This is a genomic window from Ruegeria sp. D1(2025) (genome assembly GCF_056536425.1).
Map to the genome: position 1 here is coordinate 498237 of NZ_JBQFPO010000001.1, position 18180 is coordinate 516416.

The 18180-nt window shown below is 59.3% G+C and carries 17 protein-coding genes; 10 read left to right on the plus strand and 7 right to left on the minus strand.

Annotation, left to right across the window (positions count from 1 at the left end):
• The first annotated feature begins 89 nt into the window (after positions 1-89).
• Both ACR1XU_RS02590 and ACR1XU_RS02595 read left to right on the plus strand, forming a co-directional pair.
• On the plus strand, positions 90-863 hold the full coding sequence (locus ACR1XU_RS02590; protein ID WP_170610802.1) for a 3-hydroxybutyrate dehydrogenase: 774 nt from the start codon (positions 90-92) through the stop codon (positions 861-863).
• A 64-nt stretch (positions 864-927) separates the two neighbouring features.
• Complete coding sequence (locus ACR1XU_RS02595; RefSeq protein ID WP_480905463.1) at positions 928-1953, plus strand: patatin-like phospholipase family protein; 1026 nt, start codon at positions 928-930, stop codon at positions 1951-1953.
• Here ACR1XU_RS02595 and ACR1XU_RS02600 read toward each other — a convergent pair whose 3' ends face one another.
• The 3 genes from ACR1XU_RS02600 to ACR1XU_RS02610 form a co-directional block, all read right to left on the minus strand.
• Positions 1954-2631, minus strand: coding sequence for a DUF502 domain-containing protein (locus ACR1XU_RS02600; protein WP_170610807.1), 678 nt, complete (start codon positions 2629-2631; stop codon positions 1954-1956). It abuts the gene before it with no gap.
• A 66-nt stretch (positions 2632-2697) separates the two neighbouring features.
• Entirely contained in the window at positions 2698-3612 is a 915-nt protein-coding gene (locus ACR1XU_RS02605) for a pseudouridine-5'-phosphate glycosidase (RefSeq protein WP_480905466.1), read from the minus strand.
• Positions 3609-4502: a PfkB family carbohydrate kinase gene (locus ACR1XU_RS02610; protein ID WP_480905469.1), complete on the minus strand. Its 894-nt coding sequence runs from the start codon at positions 4500-4502 to the stop codon at positions 3609-3611. Before ACR1XU_RS02610 ends, ACR1XU_RS02605 begins: the two co-directional genes overlap by 4 nt.
• A 161-nt stretch (positions 4503-4663) precedes the next feature.
• On the opposite strand from ACR1XU_RS02610, the gene ACR1XU_RS02615 reads away from it, so the two are divergent.
• Positions 4664-5803 carry a HupE/UreJ family protein gene (locus ACR1XU_RS02615; RefSeq protein WP_480905472.1) on the plus strand — a complete coding sequence of 380 codons (1140 nt, stop codon included), beginning with the start codon at positions 4664-4666 and terminating at the stop codon, positions 5801-5803.
• On the opposite strand, the gene ACR1XU_RS02620 is transcribed toward ACR1XU_RS02615, so the two are convergent.
• Entirely contained in the window at positions 5800-6420 is a 621-nt protein-coding gene (locus tag ACR1XU_RS02620) for a thiamine phosphate synthase (protein WP_170610818.1), read from the minus strand. The genes ACR1XU_RS02615 and ACR1XU_RS02620 overlap by 4 nt on opposite strands.
• A 162-nt stretch (positions 6421-6582) precedes the next feature.
• Between ACR1XU_RS02620 and ACR1XU_RS02625 the strand changes: the two genes are divergently transcribed.
• The 3 genes from ACR1XU_RS02625 to ACR1XU_RS02635 are packed head-to-tail and all read left to right on the plus strand — an operon-like array spanning position 6583 to position 10008.
• Complete coding sequence (locus ACR1XU_RS02625; RefSeq protein ID WP_480905475.1) at positions 6583-7326, plus strand: RNA methyltransferase; 744 nt, start codon at positions 6583-6585, stop codon at positions 7324-7326.
• Positions 7327-7386: 60 nt separating this feature from the next.
• A complete protein-coding gene (ctaA, locus tag ACR1XU_RS02630; protein WP_480905478.1) occupies positions 7387-8532 on the plus strand; it encodes a heme A synthase in 1146 nt (381 codons plus the stop codon).
• Positions 8533-8538: 6 nt separating this feature from the next.
• Positions 8539-10008 carry a carboxypeptidase M32 gene (locus tag ACR1XU_RS02635; RefSeq protein WP_480905480.1) on the plus strand — a complete coding sequence of 490 codons (1470 nt, stop codon included), beginning with the start codon at positions 8539-8541 and terminating at the stop codon, positions 10006-10008.
• Between the two features lie 40 nt (positions 10009-10048).
• Here ACR1XU_RS02635 and ACR1XU_RS02640 read toward each other — a convergent pair whose 3' ends face one another.
• Entirely contained in the window at positions 10049-10858 is an 810-nt protein-coding gene (locus tag ACR1XU_RS02640; RefSeq protein ID WP_480905482.1) for a M90 family metallopeptidase, read from the minus strand.
• A gap of 86 nt (positions 10859-10944) precedes the next feature.
• The gene (gyrA, locus tag ACR1XU_RS02645; protein ID WP_480522370.1) at positions 10945-13671 is read right to left on the minus strand and encodes a DNA gyrase subunit A; all 2727 of its coding nucleotides are present in this window, start codon (positions 13669-13671) and stop codon (positions 10945-10947) included.
• 193 nt (positions 13672-13864) lie between these two features.
• On the opposite strand from gyrA, the gene ACR1XU_RS02650 reads away from it, so the two are divergent.
• The gene (locus ACR1XU_RS02650; RefSeq protein ID WP_170610835.1) at positions 13865-14134 is read left to right on the plus strand and encodes an usg protein; all 270 of its coding nucleotides are present in this window, start codon (positions 13865-13867) and stop codon (positions 14132-14134) included.
• Positions 14135-14233: 99 nt separating this feature from the next.
• Positions 14234-14932, plus strand: coding sequence for a hypothetical protein (locus ACR1XU_RS02655; protein ID WP_170824508.1), 699 nt, complete (start codon positions 14234-14236; stop codon positions 14930-14932).
• A gap of 3 nt (positions 14933-14935) precedes the next feature.
• On the opposite strand, the gene ACR1XU_RS02660 is transcribed toward ACR1XU_RS02655, so the two are convergent.
• Positions 14936-15889 (minus strand): radical SAM protein, encoded by a 954-nt coding sequence (locus ACR1XU_RS02660; protein WP_480905486.1) that lies wholly within the window; start codon positions 15887-15889, stop codon positions 14936-14938.
• Between the two features lie 163 nt (positions 15890-16052).
• Here ACR1XU_RS02660 and zwf point away from each other — a divergent pair, with 163 nt between their 5' ends.
• Both zwf and pgl read left to right on the plus strand, forming a co-directional pair.
• The gene (gene zwf, locus ACR1XU_RS02665) at positions 16053-17507 is read left to right on the plus strand and encodes a glucose-6-phosphate dehydrogenase (protein WP_480905489.1); all 1455 of its coding nucleotides are present in this window, start codon (positions 16053-16055) and stop codon (positions 17505-17507) included.
• Entirely contained in the window at positions 17504-18175 is a 672-nt protein-coding gene (pgl, locus tag ACR1XU_RS02670; RefSeq protein WP_170805623.1) for a 6-phosphogluconolactonase, read from the plus strand. Before zwf ends, pgl begins: the two co-directional genes overlap by 4 nt.
• Positions 18176-18180 lie beyond the last annotated feature (5 nt).

Below are 18180 nucleotides of genomic sequence, written 5' to 3' on the forward strand. Positions count from 1 at the left end.
GGAGTTGCATTGGCCCCAGCTTTCCCCGTTTTCTTTGCACGTGCAGCATGGCACTGTGTCGGAAATTCTGACTCAGCAGGAGAGCGGCGATGAGCGTTTCGGGAAAAACGGCAATTATCACGGGATCGAATTCGGGGATCGGGCTGGGCGTTGCGCGCGAACTGGCCAGGGCGGGCGCCAATGTGGTTTTGAATTCGTTCACCGATCGGGATGAGGACCATGCACTGGCTGCTGAAATCTCGAACGAGACCGGAACCAACGCGCGATATATCCAGGCCGACATGTCCAAGGGGGATGATTGCCGGGCCCTGATCGAAAAGGCCGGGGCTTGCGACATTCTTGTCAATAATGCGGGCATTCAGCACGTCGCGCCGATCGACCAGTTCCCGGTCGACAAATGGGATGCAATCATCGCGATCAACATGAACTCGGCCTTTCACACGATGGCGGCAGCTTTGCCAATGATGCGAAAGGCCGGGTGGGGGCGCATCGTCAATATCGCGTCGGCCCATGGTCTGACGGCGTCGCCCTACAAGGCGGCCTATGTGTCGGCCAAACATGGTGTGGTCGGCATGACCAAGACAGTTGCGCTGGAAACGGCGCAGGAGCCGATCACCTGCAACGCCATTTGCCCGGGCTATGTTCTGACACCGCTGGTCGAGGCGCAAATCCCCGACACGATGAAAGAATACAACATGAGCCGCGAGGACGTGATCAAGAACGTGATGCTGGAACGCCAGCCCTCGAAAGAGTTTGCCACGGTCGAGCAACTTGGCGGGACGGCTTTGTTTTTGTGCTCGGATGCGGCGGCGCAGATTACCGGGACGACGATTTCCGTCGATGGCGGTTGGACTGCCCTGTAGTGTTTCATGGGGGCGCGGCCCCCATACCCCCGGAGTATTTCGGAAAAGATGAAGGGGCGGGCTTTTGAAACGGATCAATCTGGCTTTGCAGGGCGGCGGCGCACATGGCGCCTTTACCTGGGGTGTACTGGACCGGTTGCTGGATGAAGAGGATATTGAGGTTGCCGCAATTACTGGCACATCCGCAGGGGCGTTAAACGGGGCGGCTTTCAAGTCCGGGATGGTGCGGGCCGGGCGCGAAGGCGCGCGCGAGTGTCTGAACGGATTGTGGAAGCGTATGGGGGCGGTTGGCGACATGCGGATCGCCAACTGGATGCAGGCGCTGGAGCCTGCCCAGATCGCGCAGGCCATGGAGTATTCGCTTCCCTATTCGATTGGCGACGCGTGGTCGCGCATGGTTTCGCCTTATGCCTACGGTCCGTTTTACCAGAACCCGCTAAAGCCTGTTATCGACCGTTTTGACTTCGACGAGATTTGCGCGACTGAAGGCCCGCAGCTGTTTGTCTGTGCGACCTGCGTGCGCAGCGGCAAGATCCGGGTGTTCACGGGCGAAGATGTATCGACGGATGCCATACTCGCCTCGGCCTGCCTGCCGACGCTGTTCAAGGCCGTAGAGATATTCGATCCGAAATCAGGGCGAACCGAGGCCTATTGGGACGGAGGTTTTACGGGAAATCCTGCGCTGTTTCCTTTGTTCAATGACGAGTTGCCGGATGATGTGGTCATCGTGAACATCAACCCGCTTGAGCGGGACGAGGTTCCGAAGACACCACAGCAGATTCAGAACCGGATCAACGAGATCAGCTTCAATTCGTCCCTGTTTCGCGAACTCAGGGCGATTGACTTTGTGCAGCGCTTGTTGCGTGAGGGCAAACTGAAGGCGGGTGAGATGAGCCGGGTTCTGGTTCACATGATCGCAGACAATGAGTTGATGAACAGTCTGTCGGTTGCCACGAAGACCGTTCCCAACCCGGTGATCCTGCACAAGCTGAAAAAGGCTGGCCGGGCAGCCGCGGACGGCTTTCTGTCAGCCCACAAAACCGATCTGGGTGCGCGTAGCACAGTAGATCTGCGTGCGATGTTTGGCTGATCACTCTGGCGGGCGGGTCGGGTCTTTTTCGTTTGGATAGACAAGACCAGCCGAGATCACCAGTTTCGCGGCATCCTCGATCGTCATGTCCAGCAGGATGACGTCTTCGGCCGGAAAAAACAGCAGAAACCCGGATGTGGGGTTCGGGGTCGTCGGAACAAACACGCTGAGCAGTTCGCCGCCGGTTTCTGCAAGACGGCTGACCTCGCCTTTGGCGGTGGTGGACACGAACCCGATCGCCCAGATTCCACGGCGCGGATACTGGATAAGGCAAGCCTTTTCGAACGAGCGGTCTGTTTGGGCAAAAACCGTTTCGGAAATTTGCTTGATCCCGGAATAGACCGAGCGGACGACAGGCATCCGATCAACAACGCGTTCTGCAAAAAGGATCAGCGAACGTCCCAGTATGCCCTTGGCCACCCAGCCCACGATCACCGTGAAGATCAGGAAGATGATGACCCCGACGCCGCGCAGGTTGATGCCGACATATTCCTGCGGCTGAAACCTTTGCGGCACCAGCGGCAGGACCGCACTGTCGATCCAGCCCACCACGGACCAGATCAACCAGATTGTAAGCCAGACCGGCGCAATGACGACAATCCCCGTCAGAAACGACGCCCGCAGGCCTGCAAACAGGCCGGGGCGGCGATGCGGTTCTTCGTCAAACGGTGTATTCATCTTAGTTCCGAGCGGTTTGCAGACTGCAATTAAGCAGTCTGGCGTGATGGTGCAATAGGGACGGTGTCAGGCGGTGTTGCGGGTCAAAGCCTTTGCGATGCCGGCGGCAAGGCGGGCGTTGTTGCGAACAAGCGCGATATTGGCCGTCAGGGATCGGCCCTTGGTCTGCTCGAATATACGCTGCAGAAGATAAGGGGTGACGCCTTTTCCTGTGATCCGGTGTGTCTTGGCGTCGGATTGGGCTGATGCGATGATCGGTGCCAGTTCGTCGGCCGGGATCTGGTCGGTCTCGGGGATTGGGTTTGCAACCAGTTGTCCGCCGGGCAGGCCAAGGGCGCGGCGGGTTGAGTGGGCCTTTGCGATCTCTTCCGGGCTGTCCATGCGCAATGGCGCGGCATAGGGTGATTTGGCTGACCAGAAGGCTGGGAATTCATCCTGACCATGGGCAATCACCGGAACGCCCAGTGTTTCCAGAACCTCGAGCGTTTTGGCCAGATCCAGAATGGCCTTGGCGCCCGCGGCCACGACCGTCACCGGCGTCTGGGCAAGCTCATGCAGGTCAGCGGAAATATCGAACGAGGTTTCGGCCCCCTGATGCACGCCACCGATGCCGCCGGTGGCAAAAACCTCGATCCCCGCGTAATGAGCGGCGATCATCGTCGCAGCAACGGTTGTCGCACCGGTGCCGCCGGTCGAGATACAGGCGGCCATGTCGGCGCGCGAGATTTTGGCGACGCCCTGCGCCTTGCCCAGATCCTGCAACTGGTCAGGTTCAAGCCCGACATGCAGCTTGCCCCTGATCACAGCCATGGTGGCGGGAACCGCCCCTGCGTCGCGAATATCTTGTTCGACCTGCGCGGCGACCTCGATGTTCTGCGGGTAGGGCATTCCGTGGGTGATGATTGTGCTTTCAAGCGCAACGATGGGCTGGCCTGCATCCTTTGCGGTGCGGACCTCGGCTGAGTATTGGATGTCGATCACAGTGGGGTTTCTCCGGAGACATAAGTTGCGGCGGCGTGCAGAGCGCGGGTCAGGGCCGCGTCGCTATCTGCGCCATTTGCTTCAGCGGCAATATGGGCCGCCATGAAAGTATCACCCGCGCCGGTCACGCGCGTGACCAATACGGATGGGGGTTTCTGGGTCTGGATGCCATCGGCCGAGCCGACAGTGGCCGAGTTGCCGCCATCCGTTACCAAAACCCGTAGCGCGCCCCGATCCAGCAGGCCCTGGGTAGCGCTTTCGGAATCCTCGAACTCGCGCTGACACAGCAGACCGGCCTCTTCGAGGTTGACGTAAAGCGTCGCGCGGGCGTGTTTGAGGAAAGGCAGAAGGCGCTCGGCCTTGCCGGGTGAGGCCGGGGCAACGCGCAGATCGGCGCGAGAGAACGCCGGACTTTGCGCGATCTCCTCCAGCAGGTCTTGCGTCAGGTTCCCGTCCAGCGCAACCGGACCTTCAAACGGCGTATTCTCGTACCCCAATGGACCGTGCATCAGGGGGCGCAGGATCTTGGCCCCGGCGGCTTCGAGAGAGTGGGCATCCGCGATTGCGGCAATCAGACCGTTTGCACCTTCGACCGCCATGTACCGGTCTGTCGGCAAATCCTGCGAGCGGTAAATATGGTCTGTCACCATCCCAAGGCGGGCACAGGCGTGCACAAGCTCGTCACCTTCGGGATCACGGCCAACGGCGGTCAACAAGGTTGGGGTCATACCAAAGCGGACCAGCGTCATTGCGATGTTCATCGCCACGCCACCAGGCAGTCGGGTAATCCGCCCCGGAACGTCCGAGCCCTGACGCATGACGCTGGCGGATCGTCCGATCACGTCCCACAGGACGGACCCGATACACAAAATTTCACTGGTCTGAGTCATGCCGTTGTCATGCCGCAGCCCCGTGATCCGTGCAAGTCAGAACGTTAACGCCAACGGGAATTCCTGCCACGGCCTGCCGTTTTGGCTTGCCATCGCGCGTTATCGGCAGAACAATCGAAGGATATGTTGTCGGTATTCATGTTCATGTTGGATTGCAGCAAATGAGCCGCATTGTCAGAGCGTTATTCAAAACCCGCCCTGTACTTCTTCTTCTTGTTGTTCCTTTGGTTTTCTGGATTGCAGTCGGCAACGCATCAGCTCAGACGGCGAAACCGACAGTGGTGGATTTTCGGATCAATCAGGGCACATTGTTTCTGGAAATCAGCATGAATGCCGAGGCATTCGTCGCCGGGATTAACCCTTCGGCGGATCCGTCGCCCGTTTCAGGTGAGTACAGAAGACTTCGCCGCTTGGCGTCTTCGGAACTTGAGCCGCACATAAAGCAGTTCATTAAAGGCTGGTCGCCGACCATGAACGTGTTGGCAGGTGGACCCGTCACGCTGTCCTACGAAGGTTCCCGCGTTCCTGTGGCCGGAGACCCTGAGGTGCCAAGGATTTCACGGGTTCTGCTGGCCGGGGCTTTACCGCCCGGCGCGTCCAGCCTGCAGCTGACCTGGCCGGAAGGTCACGGGCCGATGGTCCTTAGGCAGCAGGGGGTGGATGCGCCTTATACCGGGTACCTTGTGGCGGGCGAGGCAAGCCCTCTGATTCCGCTGCGGGGTGGGGCCGGTCTGGACCCGGGTCAAACCCTGAAGGCCTATTTCTCCAACGGAATCGTGTATGCCACGACAGTGGGGCTGCCGGTTATCCTGATTGCGTTGCTGCTGGTGCTGCACGCCCTTTGGGTGTCGGCGGCCTTGTGGCAGCTTTCTGCTTTCGCGCTGGCCACATCGATTGGTCTGGGATTGGGCACGCTACAGCTTGCCACGATGCCCTCAGCATGGTTGCCGTATCTCATGCCCGCAGCAACCGTGGTGCTGGGTGTGTGGAACGTTACAGTCCGGCGACCGGGCTTTCTGCGTTTGCTGACCGTTGCTCTGGTGGGTGGTCTGATCGGTTTGAGCCAGGCCTTCGCTTTGACGTCGATCGGAGTTCCGCCGGATCGGCTGGCACCGGCGGTTCTGGGCTTTGGTCTGGGTGCGTTGACCGTGCCGGTCTTGGCCGCAGCCGTGGTGTTTGCATTGGCACTGGCGATTTCCCGCAGATCGATCCGGCTCAGGCTTCGGATTTCGGTTCTGCTATCCCTCGTGATTGCCGGCTTCGGGGCATTTACCTTTGTTCGGCCCTTCCTGCCTTTCTAGGAAAGTGGCGCCAACAAAGTGGTCAGCGCTGCGACAGGATCATCACCCGCCCAGATTTCGTCGCCGATCCCAAAAAAGTCGGTGCATGGGGCCAGACTGCCAATCAGCTCAGCCGTCAGACCGCCTTCGGCCACTACCGGGACTTCGATCATCTCGGACCACCACTGAAACAGATCTTGTTCGGCGCGCGTGCCGTCGCCAAGCTTGTCTGTTCCAACCGGCCCGAAGGCGACATAGTCCGCCCCGGCTTCACCGGCGGTCATGCCGTCATGGCTGGAAGCTCCGCAAAAGCTGCCGACGATCGCATCTGCCCCCAGTTCCTTACGGGCGGACCGCACGGAACGGGCGGCGTCATCCAGATGCACCCCGTCCAGACCCAAACGTTGCGCCAGCAGAACGTGGTTTGAAATCACCAGCGCCACGTCCCGCGCATGGGCCACTTCACGGCAGGCATCGGCCGCGCGTGCGATTGCATCTTCGTCATTGCCCGCCAGCGCCAAGCGGATGCACGCGATTTCTGTGCTGTCCAGAACGCGCGCCAGTTTTTCAGGGAATCGGCTCAGTTCGATGGCCGGCGGTGTGATCAGGTAGATCTGCGGCTGCTCGGGGGTGTCCATTGGCGCGTCCTTCGGATTTCTGTCTTTGGCGGGGTTTAGCGGATTGAGCGGGGGAAGCAAACTTTTATGCCTGCCGAGCGGGTATTTGAGAGCAGAACAAGGTGATTGGCTTGCCTCGTCGGTGACAGGGTATTAGAGCGGGCGGAACTTTCGGAGTAAGCCATGCCCAGCGACAAATCCCAGCCCTCATTCGTGCTTGTGCGCCCGCAGATGGGTGAAAACATCGGCGCAGCCGCGCGCGCGATGTGGAATTTCGGTCTGGATCGGATGCGTATCGTGGCTCCCCGGGACGGCTGGCCCAACCCCAAGGCAGTGGCCATGTCCAGCGGCGCGGGGCGGCTGCTGGATGAGGCGCAGCTGTTCGACGACCTGGCCGGAGCGCTTGAGGACAGCACCTTTGTCTTTGCCACCACGGCCCGTCAGCGCGGGTTGACCAAACCGGTTTACAGCCCCGAGCGCGCCATGCAACTGGCCGCCGAAAAAGTTGCGGCCGGTCAAAAGGTTGCGGTTCTGTTCGGACCGGAACGCGCAGGGCTTGAGAATGAGGATATTGCGAAGGCAAACGTCATCATTTCGGTTCCTGTGAACCCTGAGTACGCCTCGCTGAACCTCGGTCAGTGCGTGCTGCTGACCGCTTACGAGTGGATGCGCCAGAAAGGAGACGTGGTGCACGAGACCACCGATCTGGGCAAGGGCGACTGGGCGACAGGGATCGAGGTTGAGAAACTGGCCGAACATTTCGAAGACCGGCTTGAGACCGCGGGTTTCTTTTATCCGCCTGAGAAGGCCGATGGGATGAAGGTGAACCTGCGCAATCTGTGGTCGCGGATGAACATGACACGGGCAGATGTGCAGATGTTGCACGGTGTCATGCGGCAGATGGTCCGCTGGAAGGAAAAGGGCTGAGGCTGGACCTTACACTCCGGTAGCCCTAGCTTGCGTGAAAATCAAAGACATGAGGACGGCATGAGCGGCAAGCGCAGCATCTTCGAAGAAGTCTCGGACACCGAAAAACAAAAGGCGGTGCAGCCGGGGATGATCGACCGGGGCCGGGGCGGTGCGCGCGGGGCCATTCGTGTCTGGCTGATGAGCCTGTTTGCCCTGGTCGTGATCATGATCGCCGTAGGCGGGCTGACGCGGCTGACCGACAGCGGATTGTCGATCACCGAATGGCGCCCTGTTACCGGAGCCATTCCGCCGATGTCCGAGGCAGACTGGCAAGCCGAGTTCGACAAATACAAGCAGATCGATCAATGGCGCATTCAGAACCAGTGGATGGAACTCGATGATTTCAAGTCGATCTACTGGTGGGAATGGGGTCATCGGCAGTTGGGCCGTGTGATCGGTTTGGTCTGGGCGCTCGGGTTCCTGGGCTTCTTGGTGACGCGCAAGATACCGACCGGCTGGACCGGACGATTGCTGATCCCCGGCGCATTGGGTGGCGTTCAGGGTGCAGTTGGCTGGTGGATGGTCGCCTCGGGCGTGACCCAGGGCGAAGGGATGACGGCCGTCGCCAGCTATCGGCTGGCAATACACCTGGGGCTGGCCTTCGTGATTTTAGGGTTCCTCGCCTGGTACATCCTTCTGCTGGGCCGGGAAGAGCGAGACCTGATGCAGGCCCGCCGCGCGAAAGAGGCAAAGCTGTTTTCTCTCTCAACCGGCCTGATGCATTTCGCCTTTTTGCAAATACTCATTGGCGCCTTGGTTGCGGGGATCGACGCCGGTCGATCCTATACCGACTGGCCGTTGATCGGCGGGCAGCTTTTGCCGCCTGACGCAACAATGTTGGAACCGATCTGGCGGAACTTCTTCGAAAGCCCAGGGCTGGTGCAGTTCATCCATCGCTGCGCCGGTTATCTTCTGTTCGCGTTTGCGGTTGTTGTTTGGCGTCGTGGCGGAACCAGCGCGCATCTCCAGACCCGATTTGCATTCAACGCGGCCTTTGCCGCCTTGTCACTGCAAGTCGTCGTGGGAATCCTGACCGTGGTCTACGGGGCGCCATGGCAGATTGCCATTTTCCATCAGTTCATGGCCGTTGTGGTTTGGACGCTGATCCTACGCGCGCGTTTCCTGACGGCCTATCCCATCGCAACTTCACTACGCGGAGCGTGACCTTACATGACTGCATTCAATGACCTGATGGCTTTTCAGCGCGAAACCTCAGCCCTGGGACAGATTGCCGGGCGTCTGGGTTGGGATCAGGAAACAGTCATGCCGCGTGGGGCTGCCCCTCAACGGGCCGAGGAAATGGCGGCGATCGAGGCGGTTCTGCATGCCCGCCGGTCCGACCCGCGGGTGGCCGATTGGCTGGATCAGGCCGCGCCGCAGGACGAGATCGGTAAGGCCCAGTTGCGCGAAATTCGCCGTGCTTATGAACGGGCGGTCAAGGTGCCGGCTGATCTGGCGACGGCAATTGCCCGCGTGACATCCGCGGCCCAGGGGAAATGGGCGCAGGCTCGTGCGGATGAAGATGTATCGGCCTTTCTTCCGGTTCTGGCGGAGGTCGTCTCGCTGAAACGTCAGGAGGGTGAGGCCCTGGCGCAGGGCGGCGACATTTATGACGCTATGGTCGAGGATTATGAGCCCTATACGACGGGTGCCCAGATCGCCGCCATCTTTGATGAGATGCGCCCGCGGCTGGTTGCCCTGCGTGCTGCGGTTCTGGACCGACCGGAACCGGCTGCGCTGAGCGGAAGGTTTGATGAAGCGTCGCAGATGAAACTGTCGCAACAGCTGGCTGTAGCCTTCGGCTATGACCTAAACAACGGACGCGTGGACAAGGCGGTGCATCCGTTCAGCTCGGGCTCTGGTCTGGATGTGCGGATTACCACGCGGACCAGCGAGACCGACCCGTTCAATTGTTTCTACTCAACGATTCACGAGGTTGGCCACGCCGCGTATGAACAGGGCATTGACAGTGCCTATCTGCTGACCCCGCTGGGCAGCGGTGTGTCCATGGGCGTGCATGAGAGCCAAAGCCGGATATACGAGAACCAGCTGGGCCGCTCGCGCGCCTTCACGGGCTGGCTGTTCGGTCAGATGGTCGAGGTTTTCGGCGATTTTGGAATCCCCGATGCGGATGCGTTTTATGCAACCGTCAACCGCGTCCACAACGGGTACATCCGGACCGAAGCGGATGAGGTGCAGTACAATCTGCACATCATGCTGCGTTTTGATCTGGAACGAGCCCTGATGGCAGGTGATCTGCAGGTGAGTGACTTGGAGGCTGCCTGGAACGACCGGTTCAAGGCCGATTTCGGTTACGCGGTCGACAAGCCCTCGAATGGATGTTTGCAGGACGTGCACTGGTCGATCGGGCTGTTTGGGTACTTCCCGACCTATTCGCTGGGCAATGTGTATGCAGGCTGTCTGCATCAGGCCTTACGCGCCGCAGTTCCGGGTTTGGATGCGCAGCTTGCCAAGGGCGACACTTCAGGAGCTACAGGATGGCTGCGCGAGAATGTGCAGCGGCATGGCGGGCTGTATGCGCCGCGGGAAATCATCGCCCGCGCCAGTGGTTCGGAGCCGGGTCCAGAGCCGCTGTTGACCTATCTGGAAGAAAAGTTCGGATCGATTTACGGATTGTGATGAAAGAACTGCGCCCGGGGTTTCGCAGCCTGGCCGCAGTTCAACCCCACGTCACCGGGTCCAGACGGAACAGTTTGGACAACTGTTCGTATACATCCGGCACCTCGTGTTTCAGAGCTTGGGGCCGTTCGAAAAACACCTCGACTGAAACTGCGAAGAATTCTTCGTGCCCCGTGGCGCCATAAGGGTCGATAACGGTGCGACGCCCGGCCTCGACCGCGTGAACATGGGCGTCAAAAGCGGTAAGGAAAACGCGTTCCCACTCGGCAAAGCTCTGACCTTCGCTCAGGACTGGTACGCCGTTTGTGCCGCCTGACAGGTCGTCGATCTGGTGGGCGAATTCGTGCAATACGACATTCTGCCCGTCACGGTCATCCATCGCGCCCCGACGGCTATGCGCCCAGGATAGGATAACCGGCCCGCGGTCCCAGCTTTCACCGGTGCGGACGATTTCTTTTTCGGTCACGACGTAACCGCTGCGTCGGCTCTGACGGGATTTGAAAGCGCTGGGATAAATCAGGATCGTGGTTAGATTGTCATACCAAAGATCACTGTTCACCACGAGCAGACAGGCCTGCGTCGCGATCGAAAGCTGCATTTCCTCGGTCACGTCCAGGCCGTCACAGCCATAAAACTCGACCTGATCGAGAAACAGGTTGACCTTGCCCTCCAGCTTGGTCCGAAACCGTGCCGGGAGCCGTCTGATCATGGGAACCTGATCGGCGATCACGGCACGCTCGTAATCGGACAAAGGAGACGCCAGCAGAGAGTTCCGCGTTTGCCTTTTGGACCAGTAGCGATAGCCGAGGAAACCGGAGACAAGCAGCAGGCAGGCGATCAGGATGAACATGGCGTCACTCTAGTCGGAAGATACCGAGACAGAAACGCTTTTTGCTGTCGGGCCGCGCAGAGAATGATCGCGCGGCCCGGCAGAATTTACTCTTCAGTCTCTTCGTCGCCCTGATCGGCAATCCAGGCAACGCTGACGACTTCTTCGCCTTTCCCGGTGTTGAACACCTTCACGCCACCTGCCGAACGCGAGCGGAAGGAAATGCCATCGACCGGCACCCGGATCGATTGGCCTTTGGAAGTGGCCAGCATGATCTGATCGTCGATTTCAACCGGGAACGAAGCCACCAGTTCGCCACCGCGCATGGCTTTGTCCATGGCCGCAACGCCCATACCACCGCGCCCGCGAACCGGGTAATCATGGCTGGAGCTCAGCTTGCCCGAACCGCCTGTCGTGATGGTCAGGATCAGGTTTTCGGCCGCCGACATCTCGGCATACCGCTCCTGAGGCAGAACGCTGTCGGCGTTGCCTTCATCCTCGTCGGCCTCGGCCTCATCGGTCACACCGGCCATCAGGCGACGCATTTTGAGGTAAGCGGCACGCTCGTCCGAGGTCGCCTCGAAATGGCGGATGACCGACATTGAAACGACCCGGTCGCCGTTGGTCAGCTTGATGCCGCGTACACCCGTCGACTTGCGGCCCTTGAAAACCCGGACAGCCGTGGTCTGGAACCGGATCGCGCGGCCGGAATTGGTGACAAGCATCACGTCGTCATCTTCCGAACAGATGCGCGCATTCACCAGTTCCACACCTTCCGGCAGGTCCATCGCAATTTTACCGTTGCGCTTGACGTTGGTGAAATCGCTCAGCGCATTGCGGCGTACATCCCCGGCGCTGGTGGCGAATACGATCTGCAGGTTTTCCCATTCTTCATCTGGGACATCCACCGGCATGATAGCCGCGATGGAGATGCCGGTCGGGATCGGCAGGATGTTGACGATAGCCTTGCCCTTGCCGGTGCGCCCGGACTGCGGCAAACGCCAGGTCTTGAGCTTGTAGACCATCCCGTCGGTGGTGAAGAACAGCAGCTGCGTGTGGGTATTCGCCACGAAGAGGGTGGTAACCACGTCCTCTTCCTTGGTCTGCATACCCGAAAGACCCTTGCCGCCGCGTTTCTGGGCGCGGAAATCGGCCAGCGGCGTGCGTTTGATGTACCCGCCCGAAGTGACGGTCACGACCATGTCTTCACGCTCGATCAGGTCTTCGTCTTCCATGTCGCCGGACCAGTCGACGATCTCGGTACGGCGTGGAACGGCGAACTGGTCACGCACTTCGCGCAACTCATCGCCGATGATGCCCATGATGCGCTCGCGCGAGGACAGAATATCCAGGTATTCCTTGATCTTGGCGGCCAGTTGCTCCAGCTCGTCCGTGACCTCTTTGACGCCCAGTTGAGTCAGACGCTGCAAGCGCAGTTCGAGGATGGCACGGGCCTGAACTTCGGTCAGGTTATAGGTGCCGTCGTCGTTCATTCTTGACAGAGGGTCGTCGATCAGGCGCAGGTAGCCCTCGATTTCGGCAGCGGGCCAGCGGCGGGTCATCAGCTTCTCGCGCGCCTCGGCGGCGTCGGCGGATGAGCGGATCGTGGCGACCACCTCGTCCACGTTCGAAACGGCCACTGCCAGACCACACAGGATATGGCTGCGTTCGCGGGCCTTGCGCAGGTCGTATGCCGTGCGGCGGGCGACAACATCTTCGCGGAAGTCGATGAACGAGGTCAGGAAGCGGCGCAGGGTCAACTGCTCGGGGCGGCCACCGTTCAGCGCCAGCATGTTGCAGCCGAACGAGGTTTGCATCGGCGAGAACCGGTAAAGCTGGTTCAGAACCACTTCGGGCGTTGCATCGCGCTTCAGCTCGACCACCACGCGTACACCGTTGCGGTCGGACTCGTCCTGTACATGGGCAACACCTTCTATGCGTTTCTCACGCACGGCTTCGGCGATCTTTTCGATCATCGCAGCTTTGTTCACCTGATAGGGAATCTCGTCCACGACAATGGCGTAACGGTCTTTGCGGATCTCCTCGACGCGGGTCTTGGCGCGTATGATGACGCTGCCGCGGCCTTCCAGATAGGCTTTGCGCGCACCGGAGCGGCCCAGCATCACGCCGCCGGTCGGGAAATCGGGACCGGGGACGTATTCGATAAGTTGCTCGGAGGTCAGGTCCGGATCGTCGATCAGCGCCAGCGTGGCATCGACCACTTCGCCCAGATTATGTGGCGGGATGTTGGTCGCCATACCAACGGCAATACCGCCGGCACCGTTGACCAGCATGTTCGGGAAGCGCGCGGGCAGGACAGTCGGTTCCTTGTCCTTGCCGTCGTAGTTGTCCTGAAAATCGACCGTCTCTTTTTCGATATCGGCCAGCAGCGACGCAGCAGGTTTGTCCATTCGGACTTCGGTGTACCGCATGGCCGCCGGGTTATCGCCGTCCATCGATCCAAAGTTGCCCTGACCATCCAGAAGCGGCAGCGACATTGAGAAATCCTGCGCCATCCGCACCAGCGCGTCATAGATCGCGCTGTCACCGTGCGGGTGGTATTTACCCATCACATCGCCAACGGGGCGAGCCGATTTGCGATAGGCCTTATCGTGCGTGTTCCCGGTCTCGTGCATCGCATAGAGGATACGCCGGTGGACCGGTTTCAGCCCGTCGCGCAGATCGGGGATTGCGCGGCTGACGATTACGGACATCGCATAATCGAGGTACGACGTGCGCATCTCGGATTCGATGGACACCGTCGGGCCGTCATAAGCGGGGCGTGCCGGTGGGGTTTCATCCATGTTTTCAGGGGTTTCTGGCGTATCGCTCACGTAAACTGCCCGTTCTTTGTGCGGAGTCTATATCTTGTGGATGCACCTTATCAGACCCGGCACATAAGGTGCAAGCAACCTGCGTAATCGCGCAAGAATAACCTCGGTAACATCAGAGTAACATATTGTTAAGTAAGGATTAGGCGGTTTGCGTGCTATGCTGAAGAGACCTTGACAGAAATCGGAGGTCTGCATGGAGCGAAGTGAAACGGAGCTGATGTTAAAGGGGTACGGGCTGACAACAGCGGAATTCTTCTATCACATGCCCGACTACATTCATGTCCTGAACACGTTCATCTGGCAGGATTACGATCTTGCGCCGGATCACCCGAAGCTGTTTGATTTCATCGACTTTTGGCAGCGTGAAATCGAAGGACCGCTTCATTCCGTCCGGTTCACGCACCGCAAAATGATCGCACCGGGTGAATGGCGTAACATGGTGGGTGAATTTCGGGTGAACTGAAAACGGACCTGAATGGCAGCTGTTGATGTTGCCTGTGTCATTTTCTGTTGTATCGGCTAAGGTGCGCTTCAGACTTCGGATCACACACGGATTAGCCTGATGCAGAGAGTAATGATTGCGGTTGCCGCCTGTTTGACGTTTTGCGGGCCGGCATCGTCCGAAGGAGTTTTGGACAAGATAAAAAAGGGTGCTGAAAGCACGGCGGACGCCATCGGTCAGGGAGCCGAAGCCGTCGGCGGGACACTCAAGAAGGGCGCAGGCGCGGTTGATGAAACGCTCAATTCAACTGCCGATCTGGTGTCTAACGAAGCCACCCCGGAAGAAACACGCGCCAAGCTGGATGCTATGGCGGAAACGGTACTGACCCAGTTGCTGGCGGAAAACCCGGATGCGGCGTTTCTTTATGAAATCAGTGCAGGCTATGCGGTGTTTGATTCCCGAAAAGTCACGGTTTTTCCTGTTTCCGCAGGATATGGGCGAGGTGTGGCGGTATCAAAAGAAACAGGTCAGCACACTTACATGAACATGGGAACAGGTGGGGTTGGTGCAGCTATCGGCATTGGCGGTTTTGAAACCAAGTTCGTCATCCTGTTCGAGACCCCCGCAGATCTGGAACACTTTATCGCCTACGGATACGACGCGACGGCTGAATCCGGTGCCATGTACGGCGATGACAGCAAAAGCGAGACGGTCCGGTTCACCGAGGGGCGCTCGTTCTTTGTGCTCAGCAAAAAGGGCTGGCGCGTCTCTGCCGGGGCGTCAGGAACCAAATACTGGAAATCCCCGGAACTGAACTGAGGTTCAAGCGGAACAGCTTGCGCCGCCCAGGACGCAGAATTTGGCGCAATGTGGGTGGTTCAGGTGCACGTCCGCCTCAGCGTCTGCAAGTGTCGGCCCCATCTCGAACTCAGCCTCATAGGGTAGCAAGGTGCAGGCCAGAACCGCCGGACGATCCGCGCCTTTGCGTTTGACCACCATGCGGGACGAGGCGCACATGACGCTGTCGGGAGATTTGTCCAGTATGCCCCAACAAGCGGTCGTGATTTCAGGTACTTCGGCGGTTTCGTCCATCTCGGGAAACAGGACAGTTTGACCAGGGTCGTGCGCGTCGATGTCAAAGCCATGCTCTGCAAAAAACGCCGCATAGCCGGCGCGGCTTTCTGTGTCGGTATCCCCCCAGACCGTACGACCGGCAACCGCCATTTTGATCCCGTTGTCGCGCAGCCATTCCATCCCGGTCTGGGTTTTTCCAAAGCTTCCTGTGCCGCGTTCCTTGTCGTGCAGTTCGGGCAGGAAGTGATCGACCGAGACCCGCAATGTCAGCTTGTCGCCAAAGTCACGTTGCAGACCTAAAAGGCCCTCGCGCATCTTGCGGCGCATCATCGGTTTCATGGCGTTGGTCAGGATCAGGACCTCAAACCCGTGGTCCAAGGCGGCCCGGGTCATGTCGATCATCTCGGGGTTCATGAACGGCTCGCCCCCAGTGAATCCAATTTCGCGGACCGGCCAGTTTCTGGATTTGATTTGCTTCAGAAAATCAGTCACCTCCGCCGCCGTGATATAGACCAGAGCATCGTTGGTTGGACTGCTGGCAATATAACAGTTCACGCATTCGATATTGCATAGGGTTCCGGTGTTGAACCAAAGCGTTTCGGGATTGCTCAGCCTTACCGAGGCGCGAATCTGACCGTCTGCTGTCATCAGTTTGTCCTGAAATTTTCCAGCATTGGCGATTTGGGCAGCGTTGTCTTTCATTCCCGTATCCGGTTCCTTGCAGTCGTCAGAATGACTTAACCTTTCGGGACAGCAGAGTTAAGTATGACGCGGCGGTCCTGACAGAGTTTTGATGACCTGCGAGAATTGAAAATTGATTGCGCTAACATTGGACATGCCGTCAGGGGCAAGGTAAGGAAAACCCATGGTTTCTCGTGTCATACCTGTGGACCCGTTCGATCTGGTCATTTTCGGCGCAACCGGCGATCTGGCAAAGCGCAAGATTCTTCCTGCGTTGTTCCGGAGGTTCTGTGCAAGGCAATGGCCCGACGATGTTCAGATCATCGGCGCGGCACGAGGGGATCATGACCGTCAGGGGTTCCGCGATATCGTGGCCGAATCTCTGCGTCAGCACGCGTCCCGGCATTGTCAGGACGAAGCAGCGCTGGAAAGCTTCCTTCAACGTGTCGATTATGTCGCTCTGGACGGCCTGTCGACAGTGGGATGGGATCGGCTGGCGGAAAAACTGACAACCGACCGCATCCGCGCATTTTACTTTTCGGTTGGTCCAAGGTTGTTTGGACCGTTGGCGGAGCGGATCAAATCCAACGATCTGGCGACATCGCAAACGCGGATCGTGGTTGAAAAACCCTTTGGGCATGATCTGGACAGTGCGCGGGTCCTGAATGCGACTTTGGCGGCGCATTTCGAAGAGGGGCAGATCTATCGGATTGATCACTACCTGGGCAAGGAAACGGTTCAGAACCTGATGGCTGTCCGCTTCGGGAACATGCTGTTCGAACCGTTGTGGAACAGCCAGTATGTCGATCACATCCAGATCACCGTTGCCGAGACCGTCGGCATAAACGGCCGCGAGGAGTATTACGACCGCGCGGGTGCAATGCGTGATATGATGCAGAACCATCTGATGCAGCTTCTGTGCCTGATCGCGATGGAACCGCCGGCCAAGTTCGACCCGGACGCGGTGCGGGATGAAAAGCTGAAAGTCATTCGCGCACTGGACCCGGTTGAGCCGCACCACATCGTGCGCGGTCAATTTGCGGCAGGCGGCGGCATGCCCGGCTATCGTGACATTGTGGGCAACCCGCGTTCGACCACGGAAAGCTACGTGGCCTTGCGGGCCCATATCAGCAATTGGCGGTGGGCGGGGACCCCGTTCTATATGCGCACGGGCAAGAGGCTGGTGGCGCGGTCCTCGGTGATCAATGTGCAGTTCAAGGATGCGCCGCACTCGATCTTTGGTGAGGAATCCGGGCGGCATGCCAATGCGCTATCCATCCGGCTGCAGCCAAATGAGGGCATCACGCTCAAGGTCACGATCAAGGAACCGGGACAAGGGGGGATGCGTCTGATCGACGTGCCGCTGGACATGAGCTTTGCCGTTGCTCTGGGCCCCGAAAATCAGGACCCGCCGGACGCTTATGAACGGCTTGTCATGGACGTGATCCGGGGCAACCAGACCCTGTTCATGCGCGGGGACGAGGTCGAGGCCGCGTGGGCCTGGACCGACCCGATCATTGCCGGGTGGCAGGCGCGGGGTGACGTGCCGAAACCCTATGATACAGGCAGCACCGGTCCGGGCGACGCCGAGCAGCTGATGAAAAGAGATGGTCGCCACTGGCAAGGGATAAAGCCATGAATATTCAGGAATATGCAGACCGCGACATGCTGGCCATCGATGTGGCAAACGCGTTGGCCGGGGATCTTGAGGCGGCCTTGCTGCACCATGACGTGGTGTCTTTGGCTGTTCCGGGGGGCACGACACCGGGGCCGATCTTCGATGGGCTTTGCGCCGCCGATCTTGAGTGGGACCGGGTATGTGTCCTGCCGACGGATGAACGCTGCGTTCCGGGCGACCACGACCGCTCGAACGAACGGCTTATTCGCGAGCGTTTGCTGACCAGCCGGGCCTCGGTCGCGCAATATCTTCCGCTTTATGTTTCCGGCAAGGCGCCCGAAGAGATTTTACCAGAGATTGAAAGCCTGATTGCCCCGGTTCTGCCTCTGTCGGTTCTGGTGCTGGGCATGGGCGAAGACATGCACACGGCATCGTTGTTTCCCGGGATGGACGGGCTTGAAGCAGCCCTGAGCAGCCACGCACCTACGCTGGCGGTGGCTCGCACCGAAGTTCAGCCCGAAGCGCGCATCACCCTGACCGCGCCGGTACTGGATGGGGCGCTGTCCAAACATCTGGTCATCTATGGCGCATCCAAGCGCGAGGCGCTGGAACGCGCAATGTCACTGCCGCCGGAAGAAGCGCCGATCGCCGCGGTTCTGAGCGGTTTGACGGTTCACTGGGCGGAGTGATGGCA